The sequence below is a fragment of the Rhizobium sp. CG5 genome (genome assembly GCF_023701945.1).
In the GTDB taxonomy this organism is placed as follows: Bacteria; Pseudomonadota; Alphaproteobacteria; order Rhizobiales; family Rhizobiaceae; genus Allorhizobium.
In genome coordinates this window covers 358,303-375,641 of the sequence record NZ_JABAEF010000002.1, presented here as the reverse complement: position 1 = coordinate 375,641, position 17,339 = coordinate 358,303, and the positions used below count along the sequence as shown (strand labels likewise).

Genomic DNA, 17,339 nt, shown 5'->3' with positions numbered 1-17,339 from the left:
TCAACGTGTCAGGACAAGGCCGGCATCGGCCGGCCAGGTGAGCCAGACCATGTCGCCGAAGGTGATCGGCCGGTCGACGAGACGCGAGATGTTGGCCTGCGCGGCGCGGAACATCCGGCCATCGTCCAGCTTGACGATGAAGACCGAGAAGTCGCCGAGATAGCCGATATCCCAGACTTCGCCATAGAGGGCATTGACGCTGGTATCGGCCGGCGCTTCGGTGGAGATATGCACCTTTTCGGGCCGGATGGCGAAGGCGACATCGGTGCCGGCCGGGACATCGCAGACCTGATCGACGGCGACCTTGAAGCCGCCGCAGGTGACCAGGGCAATGCCCTGATGGCCCCCTTGCGTCTCGGCCTCGAAGCGCCCCTCGACAATATTGATGTCGCCGATGAAATCCGCGACGTAACGGCAGTTCGGCGCCTCGTAGATCTCGGCCGGCGTCGCCACCTGGACGATCTCGCCCTTGTCCATCACCGCGATGCGGTCGGAGACGGTCATGGCTTCTTCCTGGTCATGGGTGACGATCAGGAAGGTGAGGCCGAGCTTGGTCTGGATGTCCATCAGCTCGAACTGGGTTTCCTCGCGCAGCTTGCGGTCGAGCGCGCCGAGCGGTTCGTCGAGCAGCAGGACCTTCGGCTTCTTGGCCAGGGACCGGGCGAGCGCAACGCGCTGGCGCTGGCCGCCCGACAGCTGGTTGGGCTTGCGTTTGGCGAATTCCTCGAGCTTGACGAGCTTCAGCATTTCCTCGACGCGGGCGTCGATCTCGGCGCGCTGCAGATTGTCCTGCTCAAGGCCGAAAGCGATGTTCTTGGCGACCGTCATATGGGGAAAGAGCGCATAGGACTGGAACATCATGTTGGTCGGCCGCTTGTAGGGCGGTACGCCGGAGATGTCCTTGCCCTGCAGCAGGATACGGCCTTCGGTCGGATCCTCGAAGCCGGCCAGCATGCGCATCAGCGTGGTCTTGCCGCAGCCGGACGGCCCCAGCAGCGAGAAGAACTCTCGCTCGTAAATATCCAGAGTGAGATTGGCGACGGCGGTGAAATTGCCGAAACGCTTGGTGACATTTTCAAACCGTATGAACGGCACGGCGGCCGGATCTGTCCACGGACTGAATTTACGCTTTACCGGCCCCAAAGACTTCGCCATGCCGCAACACCCTTATCCCCGATTTATGATTGTCATGCGTGCCAGACACGCAACCCCTCCCCCGATGGAGCGCGCCCGAAAAAGAAAACGGGGCAACCCGTGCCCCGCTTGTTGTCCCCGATCAGCTGCCGGTTTTGATCTGCGTCCAGACCCGGTTCAGAACACGCTGTTCTTTCGGGCCATAGGGCGAGATGGTGAAGAGCTTCTTGACCGTTTCCTCGGTTGGATAGACCGACGGGTTTTCGAAGACTTCCTTGTCGAGCAGCGGCTGGGATGCCAGGTTGCCATTGGCATACTGAACATAGTTCGAGGCCTTGGCGATCACCTCCGGCTTCATCAGATAGTTGATGAAGGCATGGGCCTCTGTGACATTCTTGGCATCCGCCGGGATGGCCAGGTTGTCGAACCACATATAGGTGCCTTCCTTCGGGATCACGTAATTGATCTCGACGCCGTTCTTGGCTTCCTCGGCACGGGCCTTGGCCTGCAGGATATCGCCGGACCAGCCGAGCGTGATGCAGGTATCCCCATTGGCCAGATCATCGATATAGGACGAGGAATTGAAGGTCTTCACGGACGGGCGGATCTTGGAATAAACCTCGCCGCCGGCTTCCAGATCGGCCGTCGCCTTGCTGTCGGGATCCTTGCCGATATAGTTCATGGCGATGGCAAAGGTTTCGTCGGAGGCGTCCAGAATGTTGACGCCGCAACCTTTGAGCTTTTCGGCGTTTTCCGGCTTGAACAGCACATCCCAGCTGTCGATCGGCATATCGCCGAGAGCGGCCTTCACCTTGGCGACGTTATAGCCGATGCCGGTGGTGCCCCACATGTAGTTGACGGCATATTCATTGCCCGGATCGTATTTCGCCAGCCGGGTCATGATATCCGGCCACATGTTGGAAAGGTTCGGCAGCTTCGATTTGTCGAGCTTCTGGAACACGCCGGCCTGGATCTGGCGCGCCAGGAACGGACCGGTCGGCACCACGACATCATAGCCCGAGCCGCCGGCCAGCAGCTTGGTTTCCAGCAATTCGTTGCTGTCGAAGACGTCGTAGACGACCTTGATGCCGGTTTCCTTGGTGAAATCCTCCAGGATCGACTCGTCGATATAGTCGGACCAGTTGTAGACGTTGACGACGCCATCGGCCTTGGCGGCCGATGCCATGAAAATTGCCGCCAACGCGACAGAGGTCAAACGGATCATATCGGACTTCATATTATCTCCTGTTCTTAAGGTGAAAGACGTTGGCGCCCGCTCACTATTCCCTTTGTTTTTTCTCAGACTAGAAAGGAAACGCGGGCGCGACAAGGAGAAAATACCGTCTGTTCCGACAGGGTCGGCACGATGCAGGAGCCTTACTGGAAATCGAAGGCGGAAAGCCCCGTGACCATTTCGTCGAGCCCCAGCGGACGCGTCACCGGCGGCTCGGCCCGCGCCAGGCAGCCCTGCCGCTCGCACAGCCGACAGATCGTGCCGATGCCGACGGGCGGCAGGCCGGCAGCGGTCACCGCCTGGCCATAGACAACCTCATCGCGAAAACCGATATCGCAACCGATCAACAGGGCCGTGCGCCGTACCCGCTCGTTGAAGCCGGCCTGCGGACCATCCAGCGTGCGCGACACCGTCAAGAAACCCGCCCCATCCGGCATCTCGACGCTATCGACCAGCACCTGGCCGGCCTGGGAAAAGGCGGCGTGAACATTGAGCTTGGGACAGCCTCCGCCGAATCTCGCCTGCGGAAACCCTTGCGCGCCCGCCTTGCGGAAGCGGTTGCCGGCATGGTCGATCTCCAGCATGAAGAAGGGAACCCCTTGCGCGCCCGGCCGCTGCAGCATGGTCAGCCGGTTGGCGGCCTGCTCATAGGAGACGTTGAAGCGCGAGCGCAGGATGTCGATGTCGTAGCGCGCCCGCTGGGCGGCGGCGAGATAGGCGCCGTAGGGCATCATCAGCGCATGGGCGGCATACCGCGCCAGCTCGAAACGGCCAAGGCGCTTGGCCTCGCCGGTGGAAAGGCCAAGCGCCTCCAGCTCGGCGAGGATCTCATCGGCGAGCGCCAGAAGGCTCGCCTCCATGGCCACTTCCCGCAACTGATCGAATTGCGTCAGCCGCTCGGACAGGAACAGCCGCATCGAGTGGCGGTCGTAACGCCGCCGCAGATGGGGCATGGCATGGATCGGCAGGGCGCGCACGACGATGCCGTGCTGGCTGCGCAGCCAGGATTTCAGCGCCACCGCCAGATCGTCGCCGGCCGACAGTCCCAAGCCGGCGTGAAAGGCTTCCGCCGCATCCTCGATCCGTGCGTAAAAATTCGGCCGGCGCTCCAGCTTCTCGCGCACCTCGTCGATCGGCAGGCGGGTGCCCGACAGCGAGGTCTCATGGCCCTCGCGGGCCAGCAGTTCGGCAAGATCGGAGAGCCGGGCGGCCTGTTCGCGGTAGGCCCGGTACAGCTTGATGATGCCGTTGGCCGCATTGGGTGCTGCCTCCGCCACCTCGAACAATTCCTGATCGCCCGGCACCTCGCCCGCGAGAAGCGGATCGGCAAAGACTTCGCGCAACTGCCCGGCACTGCCGCCCGCCTCGCCCTGCAACTCGTCGAGATCGACCTTGTAGACGGCGGAGAGCTTCAAAAGCAGCTGCACCGTCAACGGTCGCTGGTTGCGCTCGATCAGGTTCAGATAGGACGGCGAGATATCCAGCGCCTCGGCCATGGCCGTCTGGGTCAGCCCCAGGCCATTGCGGATGCGCCGCACGCGCGGGCCAGCGAAGATCTTGTTCTCGGCCATGTGACACCCTTTTACAAAACTGTCCCATATTCGGGATTTACATTCTTTACAATTTTACAGCGCTCCGTTGTAAAGCACAAGACAGGATAACCTCTTTCAAAGGATGAATATTCTGTTTCTTCTGGCGGTTTTTCGCAGCGCACTGTAAATATCGTCACATCAAGAATGGAGAAACGACCGCAGGATGCGGTCCTCTTTTCCGGGCGTCGAAGCAAGAGGGAGTTAGCTATGACCGATTTTTACAATCTCGTTCCGGGTGCAGCCGAGGGCCGTTTCGACGGCATCGAGCGCCCCTATACGGCAGCGGATGTGCAGCGTCTGCGCGGTAGCGTCGAGATCAAGTATTCGCTGGCCGAGATGGGCGCCAACCGTCTGTGGAAGCTGATCAACGAGGAAGATTTCGTCAATGCGCTCGGCGCCCTCTCCGGCAACCAGGCCATGCAGATGGTCCGCGCCGGCCTGAAGGCCATCTACCTCTCCGGCTGGCAGGTTGCCGCCGATGCCAATACGGCCTCGTCGATGTATCCCGACCAGTCGCTCTATCCGGCCAATGCCGCACCGGAGCTCGCCAAGCGGATCAACAAGACGCTGCAGCGCGCCGACCAGATCGAGACTGCGGAAGGCAAGGGCCTGTCGGTCGACACCTGGTTCGCACCGATCGTTGCCGACGCGGAGGCCGGCTTCGGCGGCCCGCTGAACGCGTTTGAGATCATGAAGGCCTTCATCGAGGCGGGCGCTGCCGGCGTTCACTTCGAGGATCAGCTGGCATCGGAAAAGAAGTGCGGCCATCTCGGCGGCAAGGTTCTGATCCCGACGGCCGCCCATATCCGCAACCTCAACGCCGCGCGGCTCGCCGCCGACGTCATGGGCACGCCGACGCTGATCGTCGCCCGCACCGATGCGGAAGCTGCCAAGCTTCTGACCTCCGATATCGACGAGCGCGACCAGCCCTTCGTCGACTACGATGCCGGCCGCACCACGGAAGGCTTCTACCAGGTCAAGAACGGCATCGAGCCCTGCATCGCCCGGGCCATTGCCTATGCGCCGCATTGCGACATGATCTGGATGGAGACCGGCAAGCCGGACCTCGAGCAGGCCCGCAAGTTTGCCGAAGCCGTGCACAAGGTCCATCCGGGCAAGAAGCTCGCCTACAATTGCTCGCCGTCGTTCAACTGGAAGAAGAACCTCGACGACGCAACGATCGCCAAGTTCCAGCGCGAGCTGGGCGCCATGGGCTACAAGTTCCAGTTCATCACGCTGGCCGGCTTCCACCAGCTGAACTTCGGCATGTTCGAGCTGGCGCGCGGCTACAAGGACCGTCAGATGGCCGCCTATTCGGAGCTGCAGGAGGCGGAATTCGCCGCCGAGGTCAATGGCTACACGGCGACCAAGCACCAGCGCGAAGTCGGCACCGGCTATTTCGACGCCGTGTCGATGGCCATCACCGGCGGCCAGTCCTCGACGACGGCCATGGGCGAATCGACCGAACACGAACAGTTCCGCCCGGCGGCGGAGTAAGCGAAGATAAGGCCCGGCACCATCCGGGACCTGCCCCTCACCCTAGCCCTCTCCCCGCAAGCGGGGAGAGGGGACGTGCCCCAAGACACTACGCCGGCAGGAGGCCCCCGTATGGGAGGCTGGCGGCAACCGTCCTTCTCCCCGCTCGCGGGGAGAAGGTGCCGGCAGGCGGATGAGGGGCAAATCGGACAGCACTTCAAAAACCCCGGATAACGAGAGGAGACATACCATGACACCGCAGACCCGAGTCAAAGAACGCGCAGAAGAGCAATCCTCGGCCATGAGCACCGATCAGCAGGCGACGATCCGCATGCTGGCCAATGACCTGCACCGCCTCAACCAGTCGGTCATGAAGGCGGTCGATGCGGGCGTCTCGGTCGAACTGGTGCGCTCGGCCCGCCACCATGGCGGCCAGGGCAATTGGGGCGACCTGCTGATCCCGGTCATCGTCACCCAGGGTCAGAACGCCGCCTGAACCATCCGGCTCCACAAGCCGTCCGCCCGTGGACTATCGCAGGCGGGCGGCTTTTGGCGACACCCGTCACGAACACCCGGCTGCCCGACGCCGGGTTATGTCCCGCGCAATGGACCGCAGCGCTTCGAGGGGGAAGCGGCAGCGGACCTTTGCGCGGGATTTTTCGTGAAGTGACATGCCGCGCCGACAGGATGCGCCGTGGCTCAGCCTTGTTTGAGGCCCCGGACTTAAAGGCCCCGCTTGCCGGCGATGAGGTCCGCATGGCCGCGCAGCAGCCGTGCCATGCGGTCGGCGACGGTGCGGATTTCGCGGCGGTGGCGATCGTCGTTGTTCATGACGATCCACTGGCGATGACGCAGGTCCTCGATTTCTGCGCCGACCCGCTCCAGCCGCGGTTCCAGGTCGCCGATGAAGCAGGGCAGCACGGCAATGCCGGCGCCGGCGACCGCCAGGTCGCGCAGCGAGCGTGGCCGGTTGACGGTGGCGATAATGTTTTCCGCGCGGCTGTCGTGCGGCCAGCGCAGATAGGCGGAAATGGCATCGTCACGGCCCACCGCCAGCCAGCGGCCGGGGCCGACGTCCCCTGTATTGCGGGCCTGATAGGCGGCGTAAGCCACATCGCCCACGAAGACCGAAGCAAGGTTGATCTCCTCCGGCTCGAAGGCGCGGATGCCGATATCGTGCTCGCGATGGGAAAGTGCTGCCCTTTGCTCGGCGATGAACAGATCGACGCGAAAGGCATCGCGAGCCGTGCAGAGGGCTGCAAAATTCTCCGCCAGCAGCAGGCCGTTCCAGGTGCCGACAGCAATGCGCACCAGCGCCGGGGCGGCGGCCCCGTCCCGCCAGGTCTCCACCTTGCGGCTGGCGGCTTCCATCTCCAGCAACTGTTCGAGCAATTGCCGGCCGTCGCCGGTCAGGCCATAACCCTGCTGGCTGCGCACGAACAGAGCGCGGCCCATCTGGCGTTCCAGATCGACCATGCGCCGGCCGATCGTGGCGGGGCTGAGGCCAGTCCCCTCGGCAGCGCCGGTCAGGCCGCCGGAACGGGCCACGACCAGGAAGATCTGATAGGCATCCCAGGACGGGTTTTTCATGGATGAAAGATGTAGTGCGGAATGCGGCGTTTATAAAGCGATATTTGATGCATAGATCATAGGGCATGTCCAAACAAGGAGATGCACCATGCTGGAATTATGGGGAATGATGTCTGCCCTGTCAGCGGCGGAACAAAGGGGCCGAGGCCAAACGGAAGTCGAACGGGAAGAGGCGTTTTACGCGCGTTTTCGAGAGCCGTTCTGGCGGAGGTTTGCCAGGAAATGGACGGCACTTCGACAGGAATTTTCGGCAAGCCGCCAGGCCGCCGTCGAGGGTGAGACATCTGCCGTTCCGTCACCAACCGCCGCCAAACAGCAACCGCCCAGACAGACGCGGCATGGGTCGGCACAGGACCCGTGCTGCGGCAAGGCAAGGCCGTCGTGTGCTGCGGCCAGCTAGTCCTAACGATCAGCCGATCAGGATGGCAATCGCTGCGATCAGGGCACAGGCGCCCAGACCGAGGGCAGCGGTGCGAAGCATGATCTTGGACTGGTCTTCATTGGCCTTCGCGATGGCGATAGCACGCGCTTGGCGATTTGGTCTGTTCATGAGCTGAAATTCCCAATGTTGCCGTTCAGAATTCAATTCCATACCGATGGCTCTGCTGCCATGCACCGTCCATAATCAGGACAGGTCTTTCCGGCATTCGATCAGGATGAATGAAGTCTGTTAAGAAGTATTGAAAGAAAAAGGCGGCAATTGGGCCGTCTCCCTCAATATAGGGGAGCCGGCTTGCGATTATAAGGCCTGGACGCGTTCAGGCGGCCGATCCGGCGGCATGGCCGGAGGCCCAGGCCCATTGGAAATTGTAGCCGCCGAGCCAGCCGGTCACGTCGACGCATTCGCCGATGAAATAAAGCCCCGGCACGGATCTGGCCTGCATGGTCTTGGAATCCAGCGCCGTCGTGTCGACGCCACCGAGCGTGACTTCGGCGGTGCGATAGCCTTCCGAGCCGGCCGGCTTGATCGCCCAGCGTCGCAAGGCGTCCACCAATGTCTGCAGTGCCTTGTCGGAGTGATCGGCCAGCGGACCGGTCAAGCCGCTGCGCTCCACGACATGCTGGGCGAGACGCTTCGGCAGATGCAGGGACAGCACGGTCTGCAGCGCCTGCTTGCCGTTTTCCCGGCGGGCCGTCTTCAGGACGGCCAGAAAGTCGATATCCGGCTCCAGCGAAACGAAGATCTCGTCGCCTTCGCGCCAGTAGCTGGAAATCTGCAGCACGGCCGGGCCGCTGAGGCCGCGATGGGTGAAGAGCAGCGCTTCGCGAAAGCCCGTCTTGCCATGGCGGATCTCGGCTGGCGCCGCGATGCCGGCTAGCGGCGCCAGGTTTTCGAGCAGACCAGGATCAAGCGTCAGCGGCACCAGACCCGGCCGGGTTTCCAGCAGGTTGAGGCCGAATTGTTCGGCGAGCCTATAGGCAAAACCTGTCGCGCCCATTTTGGGGATCGACTTGCCGCCGGTTGCCACGATCAGGGCGCCCGCCTCCACCGGCCCTTCCGGCGTCTCGACGCGAAAGGCATCGCCGACCTTCAAGACCGCGGAGATCTCGCGGCCGAGCGACAGGGTGACGTCGGCCGAGCGCATCTCCTGGAGCAGCATGCGGATGATGTCCTTGGCGCTGTCGTCGCAGAACAATTGCCCGAGCGTCTTTTCATGCCAGGCGATGACGTGGCGGTCGACCATGGCAATGAAATCGGCGGGCGTGAAGCGGGCCAGCGCCGACTTGGCGAAATGCGGATTGGCGGAGAGGAAGTTCTTCGGGCTCGTATGGATATTGGTGAAGTTGCAGCGGCCGCCGCCGGAAATGCGGATCTTCTCGCCGGGCGATTTCGCATGATCGAGCACGATGACCGAGCGGCCGCGGCGGCCGGCAGCAATCGCCGCCATCATGCCGGCGGCTCCGGCACCGATTATAACAACATCGTAGGTTCGCGCCACATGCGGCTCCCAAGGCAGTTGAAATCCTGTCTTTTCGATCGGTGCGGCAAAGTCAATGGCGGTTTCCCCCTCGCCAATTCGCAAACAGCCGATATGATGGAACAAGACAACAACCAGAACCGGTGAGACATGCCTCCTAAGAAATCAATGCTCAGACCCAAAGGCGCGGCATCCAAGAAGGCAAGCATTCCCCCGGACATCAATTCCACCCGCGGCGTCAAGTCCTGGAAGGAAGCCGCCGCCTGGCTTAGGGCCCGTGGCATCGAGGATATCGAGTGCATTACGCCGGATCTGGCCGGCGTGCCGCGCGGCAAGATGATGCCGACCTCGAAATTCACCAGCAATACGTCGCTCGCCCTGCCCTCGGCGCTCTACCGCCACACGATCTCAGGCGAATATCCGGAAGAAAGCGGCCAGTTCCGCTACGATTCGCGCGACAGCGACATCAAGCTGATGCCTGATCTGTCGACCCTGTCGGTGGTGCCCTGGGAAACCGACCCGACCGCGCAGGTGATCTGCGACATCATCACCACGGATGGCGACGACGTGCCCTATACGCCGCGCAATGTGCTGAAGAATGTCCTGAAACTCTATGAGGCCAAGGGCTGGAAGCCGGTCGTGGCACCAGAGATCGAATTCTACCTGGTCGCCGTCAACGAGGACCCGGACTATCCGCTGCACCCGCCGAAAGGCCGTTCGGGCCGCTCGATCCTCGGCGGCCAGGGCTATTCGATTGCCGGCATCAACGAGTTCGACGAGTTGATCGACGACATCTATCATTTCTCGGAGAAGCAAGGCCTGGAGATCGATACGCTGATCCACGAGGAAGGCCCGGCGCAGCTGGAAATCAACCTGCGCCATGGCAATCCGATCGAGCTTGCCGACCAGGTCTTCCTGTTCAAGCGGACGATCCGCGAGGCGGCGTTGAAACACGGCATCTATGCGACCTTCATGGCCAAGCCGATGCAGGCACAGCCGGGCTCGGCCATGCATATCCACCAGTCGGTGATCGACATGGAGACCGGCCAGAACATCTTTTCCAATGCCGATGGCTCGGCGTCGAAGGAGTTCTTCTCGTTCATCGGCGGTATGCAGAAATACGTGCCGAGCGCCCTGGTGATGATGGCGCCCTACGTCAACTCCTACCGCCGCCTGACGCCCGACATGTCGGCGCCGGTCAACAATGCCTGGGGCTATGACAACCGCACGACGGCGTTCCGCGTGCCGGTCTCCGATGCTGCCGCACGACGCGTCGAAAACCGCCTGCCGGGATCGGACTGCAATCCCTATCTGGCGCTGGCCGCGTCGCTGGCCTGCGGCTATCTCGGCATCATCAGGGGGATCGAGCCGACGGCCGCCTCCGAAGGCACCGCCAACGAAGGCTCGGTCGACCTGCCGCGCGGCCTGCTGGAAGCCGTCTCGCTGCTGGAGGAGGAGCCGGCACTGGCGGAGGTGCTGAGCCAGGAGTTCATCGGCCTTTACGCCGGCGTCAAGCGCGGCGAATTCGAGACATTCATGCAGGTGATCAGCCCGTGGGAACGCGAATTCCTTCTGCTGAACGTCTGACGTAAGGAGCATCCCATGGCTTGGCAAAGCCCCATTGCACCGGGTCTCTCCTGGTATCAGGCAACCGTTGACGACAGGCCGGAGTATCCGCCGCTGGATGGGTCAAGAAGCGTCGATGTCGCCATCATCGGCGGCGGCTTCACCGGATTGCAGGCCGCCTATAATCTGGCGATTTCCGGCGTCTCGGTGCTGCTAATCGAGGCGCATCGCATCGGCGACGGTGCATCGGGGCGCAATGGCGGCCAGTTCGGCACCGGTCAGCGCGCCTGGCCGGACGAGCTTGAAGCCGAGCTTGGCTATGAGCGCTCCAAGGCGCTATTCGACATGGCCGAACGGGCCAAGCACTATGTGCAGGATTTCGCGGCGGCGCAGGCCATCGACATGGACTATCTGCCAGGCCAGCTGAATGTCAGCCACAAACCGGGCCAGGACAAGAGCTACCGGTCCAGCGCCGACATCATGGCGACCCGCTACGGCTATCCGCATGTCGCCTTCATGGACGGCAAGGAAACCGCGGAAAGGCTCGGCACAAACCGCTATCATTGCGGCGTGCGCGACACCGGCACGGGCCATATTCATCCGCTGAAACTGATCGTCGGGCTTGCCCGCGCGGCAAAGGCGGCCGGCGCCGATATCCGCGAGATGACCAAGGCGCTTTCGATCCGCCAGGCGGGTGGCAAGACGATGATCGAGACGCCGACCGGCACGATCACCGCGACCCGTGTGCTGATCGCCACCAATGCCTATATCGGCAACCTGGAGCCGGTGACGGCGGCGCATGTCATGCCGATCCGCTCCTTCATCGGCGCAACCGTGCCGCTCGACAAATTCCCGGACATCATCCCCGGATCGGAGGCGGTTGCCGATTCGCGCTTCGTGGTGCGCTATTTCCGCAAGAGCCGCGACGGGCGGCTGCTGTTTGGCGGGCGCGAAGCCTATACCGCCGACAATCCAATCGACATATCGAGCCATATCCGCCGGCAGATCGCCGAGGTCTATCCGGCGCTGCATTCGATCGAAATGACCCATGCCTGGGGCGGATCGGTGGGTATCACCCTGCCGCGCAAGCCGTTTGCCCGTGATGTCATGCCCGGTGTCACCTCGATCGGCGGCTATTCCGGCCATGGCGTCATGCTGTCAAACTACTGTGGCAAACTGTATGCCGATTCGATCCTTGGAAAGGCCCCCGACCTCGACCTGCTGAAAGACCTGAAAATCCCGCCCTTTCCCGGCGGCGCAAGGCTTCGCACCCCGCTGCTGTTCCTGGCGCTGACCTGGTATGCGCTTAGGGACCGGTTCTGATTTTGCGGCAAAAGACGTTTTGCACTGCAAGGTGCTGGCCTTTTTAAATCGATTAGATTATTCTTCCGTCCAACGTTTCTGATTGAGAGAAGCCCGTATGAGCAGCCAGATCATCCCCGTCGAACCCTTTGACTATGTCGTGTTCGGAGCCACCGGCGACCTTGCAGAGCGCAAGCTCCTGCCCGCCCTCTATCACCGCCAGCTGGCCGGCCAGCTGACCGAACCGACACGGATCATCGGTGCGTCACGCACGGCGATGACCAATGAGGAATATCGCAAATATACCGAGGATGCCCTCAAGGAACACCTGAAACAGGGCGAATATGACGATGCCGAAGTCGCCAAGTTCTGCGCGCGGGTGTTCTATGTGCCGGTCGATGCCAAGTCGCCGGACGGCTGGGACAAGCTGAAAACGCTGCTGGATAGCGGCAAGGACGTGGTGCGCGCCTTTTACCTGGCCGTATCACCGTCGATCTTCGGCGATATCGCCGAAAAGATCCGCGACCACAAGCTGATCACCAAATCGACACGCATCGTCGTCGAAAAGCCGATCGGCCGGGATCTCGCCTCCGCCCAGGCGCTCAACGACACGATCGGTAAGGTGTTCAAGGAAGAGCAGATCTTCCGCATCGACCATTATCTCGGCAAGGAAACCGTGCAGAACCTGATGGCGCTGCGGTTTGCCAATGCGCTGTACGAGCCGCTATGGAATTCCGCGCATATCGACCATGTGCAGATCACGGTGGCCGAATCCGTCGGCCTTGAAGGCCGCGTCGGCTATTACGACAAGGCGGGTGCGCTGCGCGACATGGTGCAGAACCATATCCTGCAGCTGCTCTGCCTGGTGGCAATGGAAGCGCCGTCCTCGATGAATTCCGAGGCACTGCGCGACGAAAAGCTGAAGGTCCTGCGGTCGCTGAAGCCGATCAATGCGACCAATGTCGAGAAGCAGACGGTGCGCGGCCAGTACCGGGCGGGTGCCTCTGCCGGCGGGCCGGTGAAGGGCTATACGGAAGAGCTGGAAGCCGCCTCCGATACGGAGACATTCGTGGCCATCAAGGCCGAGATCAACAATTGGCGCTGGGCCGGCGTGCCCTTCTACCTGCGCACCGGCAAGCGTCTTGCCAGCCGTATGTCGGAAATCGTCATCTCCTTCAAGCCGATCCCGCATTCGATCTTCGACGATGCGGCCGGCCGGATCGAGGCCAACCAGCTGGTGATCCGCCTGCAGCCGGACGAAGGCGTCAAGCAATGGCTGATGATCAAGGATCCGGGTCCGGGCGGCATGCGCTTGCGCCACGTTTCCCTCGACATGAGCTTTGCCCAGGCTTTTGACGTGCGCAATCCCGATGCCTATGAACGCCTGCTGATGGACGTCATCCGCTCCAACCAGACGCTGTTCATGCGCCGCGACGAAGTGGAAGCGGCATGGATGTGGGTCGATCCGATCCTGAAGAGCTGGGAAGAGGTCGGGCAGAAGGCGCAGGGTTATACATCCGGCACCTGGGGTCCGAGCCAGGCCATTGCGCTGATCGAGCGCGACGGCCGCACCTGGCACGAAATCGACTGAGGCTTGCAGCATGGCGACCCATCTCAACAGCTATGACAATGGCAAAGCGCTGGCCGATGCACTGGCCGGCACGGTAGCGGACGCCCTGTCCGCTGCCATCGCGGCGCGCGGCTTAGCCTCCATCGCGGTTTCCGGCGGCTCGACGCCGAAGGCCTTTTTCGAGGCACTGTCGGTAAAGCCGCTCGACTGGGACAAGGTCGTGGTGACGCTGGTCGACGAGCGCTTCGTGCCGGAGGACAATGAGCGCTCCAACCATGGCCTGGTCTCCCGGCATCTCCTGAAGAATGCCGCCGCGGGTGCGCAGTTCCTGCCGCTCTACCATGACTGTTCCTCGGCGGAAGAGGCAGCAGACCTTGCAACCAAGGCTGCCGCCGCCATCAGCGCGCCCTTCGATATCGTCATTCTCGGCATGGGCGGCGATGGCCATACGGCATCGTTCTTCCCCGGCGGCAATCATCTGGCGGAGGCCCTTGATCTTGAGCTGCCACGCCGCGTCATGACCATGGAAGCGCAAGGGGCCGGCGAACCGCGGCTGACCTTCTCCTTTTCCAGTCTTCACGATGCCCGCCTGCTGGTGCTGCATATCGAAGGGGCGGAAAAAAAGGCCGTGCTGGACAAGGCTCTTGGGGGCACGGACGAGGCTGACATGCCGATCCGCGCCGTGCTCCATCGCGCCGGGACGCCGCTTGCGATATACTGGGCACCCTGAGCGCCCGATGAGACCCCATGCCGTGGCGCATACGACGGACGATCGCCGCATGCCGAACTCGACCTTGGCCTGAACAGGCCGCGCTGCGAGGCCCTCCCGCCGCCGCGCCTGTTCGCAAACAGACAGGATGATCCCATGACAGCCGATAGCCGCATCGAAGCCATCACCAAGCGTATCGTCGAGCGTTCCAAGCCGCATCGCGAGGTCTATCTCGACCGCGTGCGTCGGCAGATCATCAAGGGCGTGCATCGCTCGACGCTGTCCTGCGGCAACCTCGCCCATGGCTTTGCGGTCTGTTCCCCCTCTGACAAAGCCGCGCTGGCCGGCGATGTCGTGGGCAATCTCGGCATCATCACCGCCTATAACGACATGCTGTCGGCCCATCAGCCGTTCGAGACCTATCCGGCGCTGATCCGTGCGGCGGCCCATGAGGCGGGCGGCATTGCCCAGGTGGCCGGCGGCGTGCCGGCGATGTGCGATGGCGTGACACAAGGCCAGCCGGGCATGGAACTGTCGCTGTTTTCGCGCGACGTGATCGCCATGGCGGCCGGTATCGGCCTCTCCCACAACATGTTCGACGCGGCGGTCTATCTGGGCGTCTGCGACAAGATCGTGCCGGGCCTGGTGATTGCAGCGCTGACTTTCGGTCATCTGCCGGCGATCTTCGTGCCGGCCGGACCGATGACGACGGGCCTGCCGAACGACGAGAAGTCGCGCATCCGCCAGCTCTATGCCGAGGGCAAGGTCGGCCGCGCGGAACTGCTGGAGGCGGAATCCAAATCCTATCACGGCCCCGGCACCTGCACCTTCTACGGCACCGCCAATTCCAACCAGATGCTGATGGAGATCATGGGCTTCCACATGCCCGGCGCCTCCTTCATCAATCCCGGCACGCCGCTGCGCGATGCGCTGACGCGGGAAGCCGCCAAGCGGGCCCTGGCGATCACCGCGCAGGGCAACGAATTCACGCCGGCCGGCGAGATGATCGACGAGCGCTCCGTCGTCAACGGCGTGGTCGGCCTGCATGCGACCGGTGGCTCGACCAACCATACCCTGCATCTGATCGCCATGGCGCGGGCGGCCGGCATTCTGCTGACCTGGCAGGATATTTCCGATCTGTCCGACATCGTGCCGCTGCTGGCCCGCGTCTATCCGAACGGTCTGGCCGACGTAAACCATTTCCACGCCGCCGGCGGCATGGGCTTCCTGATCAAGCAGCTGCTGAAGGCTGGCTTCGTGCATGACGACGTGCGCACCGTGTTCGGCCAGGGGCTGGCCGCCTATACGATCGACGCGCGGCTGGGTGAGAATGGCACGGTGATCCGCGAACCATCGCCGGAAGAGAGTGCCGATCCTAAGGTCCTCTCGCGCATCGAGGCGCCGTTCCAGCCGAATGGCGGGTTGAAGATGCTGACCGGCAATCTCGGCAAGGCGGTGATCAAGATTTCCGCGGTCAAGCCGGAGCGCCATGTGATCGAGGCGCCGGCGATGATCTTCCACGACCAGCAATCGCTGCAGGACGCCTTCAAGCACGGCCAGCTCAACCGCGATTTCGTCGCCGTGGTGCGCTTCCAGGGACCGAAGGCCAATGGCATGCCGGAACTGCATCGCCTGACGCCGCCGCTCGGCGTGCTGCAGGACCGCGGCTTCAAGGTGGCGCTGTTAACCGATGGCCGCATGTCGGGCGCTTCCGGCAAGGTGCCGGCCGCCATCCACGTCACACCGGAAGCCGTCGATGGTGGTGCGATTGCCCGCATCCGCGAAGGCGACATGATTCGCCTCGATGCGGTCAACGGCACGCTGGAAGTTCTGGTCGATGCCGCGGAATTTGCCGCACGAGAGCCTGTGACCGCCGATCTCTCCGACAATGAATTCGGCATGGGCCGCGAACTGTTCGCGCCGCTGCGCCGCATTGCTGGCCCCGCCGACCAGGGTGCAAGCGTGCTGTTCTAGAGCAGATCCGGTGATTGATGAATCAAACGTGATGTGACGAGAGCGACCGAAGCTGATTCAACTTCTCTTCGAATAGGAGGTTGATGATGGCACGAGCACTGAGCGATGATCTTCGTATCCGCGTCTTGAAGGCGTCAGCTGCCGGTATGTCTGCCCGCCAGGCTGCCGGTCGGTTCGGGGTTGGGGTTTCCACGGCGATCCGCTGGATTGCAAGAGCAGTAGAGGGCGAGCCAACACCGCGGCCGCAGGGTTGGAAACGACCTTCCCTTCTGGACGCCCACGAGGCGTTTGTTGTCGAAATGATCGATGATTGCCGGGACGTAACGCTCGATGAAATGGTCGAGCGCCTGTCGGGCGAACGGCAGGTCAGCATCAGCCGGAGCGCGCTCGGTGCCTGGCTGCGTGGTCGCGGCTGGACATTTAAAAAAAGTCCGCACACGCATTGGAGCAGGATCGACCGGACGTCCTGAAGCGTCGACGCGCCTGGTTTGATGAGCAGCTCGATCTCGATCCGCAAAAGCTGATCTTCATAGACGAGACCGGTCTTTCAACGAAGATGGCACGGCTGCGCGGACGTGCAATTCGAGGCGAGCGCTGTCGATCTGGCGTGCCACACGGACACTGGAAAACAACGACATTCACCGGTGCTCTGCGCCTGACCGGCATGACCGCGCCGTTTGTCTACGACGGAGCAATGAATGGCAACGTCTTCCTGGCCTATGTCGAGCAGGTGTTGCTGGCGACCCTTCAGCCTGGAGATATTGTCGTCATGGACAATTTGCCCGCACACAAAGCAGCCGGGGTGCGCGATGCCATCGAACGCATGGGTGCCACGCTCATGTTCCTGCCGCCCTACAGCCCCGACTTCAATCCTATTGAAAACGCCTTCTCAAAGTTGAAGGCAATGTTGCGGGCTCGGGCGGAGAGAAAGATCGATGCTTTGTGGGACGCGGTCGGCGCATTGATGCCCCGCTTCACGCCAACAGAATGCGCAAACTACTTCAGGGCTGCTGGATATGACCCGGATTGAACAGGATCTGCTCTAGAGCGGTTCCGCTCTTCAAGTGTGAACGGTTCCATCCCGATCGCACAGGCCCAGCGCACTGCTGTTTTCATTCGCTTTTACGGAAGTCGGGCACGACCTTCGCTGTCATGCCTTGGCGGTAACCCGCCTCATGGAGGGGCGCGTCCTGCTGCTCGCGTCTCATCGGACTTGATATTTGGCAAGAAAATGCCGGGCCAACACTTCCCTTCTTAAACTATACAAATATTA

At 62.3% G+C, this 17,339-nt stretch carries 14 protein-coding genes; 8 read left to right on the top strand and 6 right to left on the bottom strand.

The window, feature by feature from the left end:
- The 3 genes from HGO38_RS05190 to HGO38_RS05180 form a co-directional block, all read right to left on the bottom strand.
- Complete coding sequence (locus HGO38_RS05190) at positions 1-1,155, bottom strand: ABC transporter ATP-binding protein (RefSeq protein ID WP_250954848.1); 1,155 nt, start codon at positions 1,153-1,155, stop codon at positions 1-3.
- A 121-nt stretch (positions 1,156-1,276) separates the two neighbouring features.
- Positions 1,277-2,371 carry a polyamine ABC transporter substrate-binding protein gene (locus HGO38_RS05185; RefSeq protein WP_250954847.1) on the bottom strand — a complete coding sequence of 365 codons (1,095 nt, stop codon included), beginning with the start codon at positions 2,369-2,371 and terminating at the stop codon, positions 1,277-1,279.
- 140 nt (positions 2,372-2,511) lie between these two features.
- Positions 2,512-3,939 (bottom strand): helix-turn-helix domain-containing protein, encoded by a 1,428-nt coding sequence (locus HGO38_RS05180; RefSeq protein WP_250954846.1) that lies wholly within the window; start codon positions 3,937-3,939, stop codon positions 2,512-2,514.
- Positions 3,940-4,167: 228 nt separating this feature from the next.
- Between HGO38_RS05180 and aceA the strand changes: the two genes are divergently transcribed.
- Together aceA and HGO38_RS05170 are read left to right on the top strand one after the other, a co-directional pair.
- Complete coding sequence (gene aceA, locus HGO38_RS05175) at positions 4,168-5,457, top strand: isocitrate lyase (protein WP_250954845.1); 1,290 nt, start codon at positions 4,168-4,170, stop codon at positions 5,455-5,457.
- Between the two features lie 229 nt (positions 5,458-5,686).
- Positions 5,687-5,932 (top strand): SMc00767 family acetate metabolism repressor, encoded by a 246-nt coding sequence (locus HGO38_RS05170; RefSeq protein ID WP_250954844.1) that lies wholly within the window; start codon positions 5,687-5,689, stop codon positions 5,930-5,932.
- A 227-nt stretch (positions 5,933-6,159) separates the two neighbouring features.
- On the opposite strand, the gene HGO38_RS05165 is transcribed toward HGO38_RS05170, so the two are convergent.
- From HGO38_RS05165 to HGO38_RS05155, 3 genes are all read right to left on the bottom strand, one after another.
- A complete protein-coding gene (locus HGO38_RS05165) occupies positions 6,160-7,026 on the bottom strand; it encodes a LysR family transcriptional regulator (protein ID WP_250954843.1) in 867 nt (288 codons plus the stop codon).
- 409 nt (positions 7,027-7,435) lie between these two features.
- Positions 7,436-7,576 (bottom strand): hypothetical protein, encoded by a 141-nt coding sequence (locus tag HGO38_RS05160; protein ID WP_250954842.1) that lies wholly within the window; start codon positions 7,574-7,576, stop codon positions 7,436-7,438.
- Between the two features lie 208 nt (positions 7,577-7,784).
- On the bottom strand, positions 7,785-8,966 hold the full coding sequence (locus HGO38_RS05155; protein WP_352230459.1) for a BaiN/RdsA family NAD(P)/FAD-dependent oxidoreductase: 1,182 nt from the start codon (positions 8,964-8,966) through the stop codon (positions 7,785-7,787).
- Positions 8,967-9,095: 129 nt separating this feature from the next.
- Here HGO38_RS05155 and HGO38_RS05150 point away from each other — a divergent pair, with 129 nt between their 5' ends.
- The 6 genes from HGO38_RS05150 to HGO38_RS05125 all read left to right on the top strand — a co-directional run bounded on the left by HGO38_RS05150 (position 9,096) and on the right by HGO38_RS05125 (position 17,096).
- Positions 9,096-10,532 (top strand): glutamine synthetase family protein, encoded by a 1,437-nt coding sequence (locus HGO38_RS05150; protein WP_250954841.1) that lies wholly within the window; start codon positions 9,096-9,098, stop codon positions 10,530-10,532.
- 15 nt (positions 10,533-10,547) lie between these two features.
- The gene (locus HGO38_RS05145) at positions 10,548-11,834 is read left to right on the top strand and encodes an NAD(P)/FAD-dependent oxidoreductase (RefSeq protein ID WP_250954840.1); all 1,287 of its coding nucleotides are present in this window, start codon (positions 10,548-10,550) and stop codon (positions 11,832-11,834) included.
- A 97-nt stretch (positions 11,835-11,931) separates the two neighbouring features.
- Complete coding sequence (zwf, locus tag HGO38_RS05140; protein WP_250954839.1) at positions 11,932-13,404, top strand: glucose-6-phosphate dehydrogenase; 1,473 nt, start codon at positions 11,932-11,934, stop codon at positions 13,402-13,404.
- A gap of 10 nt (positions 13,405-13,414) precedes the next feature.
- Positions 13,415-14,113, top strand: coding sequence for a 6-phosphogluconolactonase (gene pgl, locus HGO38_RS05135; RefSeq protein ID WP_250954838.1), 699 nt, complete (start codon positions 13,415-13,417; stop codon positions 14,111-14,113).
- Positions 14,114-14,248: 135 nt separating this feature from the next.
- Positions 14,249-16,066: a phosphogluconate dehydratase gene (gene edd, locus HGO38_RS05130; protein WP_250954837.1), complete on the top strand. Its 1,818-nt coding sequence runs from the start codon at positions 14,249-14,251 to the stop codon at positions 16,064-16,066.
- Between the two features lie 86 nt (positions 16,067-16,152).
- Positions 16,153-17,096 (top strand): IS630 family transposase gene (locus HGO38_RS05125; protein ID WP_250954836.1). Its coding sequence is split into 2 segments (ribosomal slippage): positions 16,153-16,489 and positions 16,489-17,096, totalling 945 coding nucleotides; the frame shifts between segments, so codons are not numbered across the junction.
- Positions 17,097-17,339 lie beyond the last annotated feature (243 nt).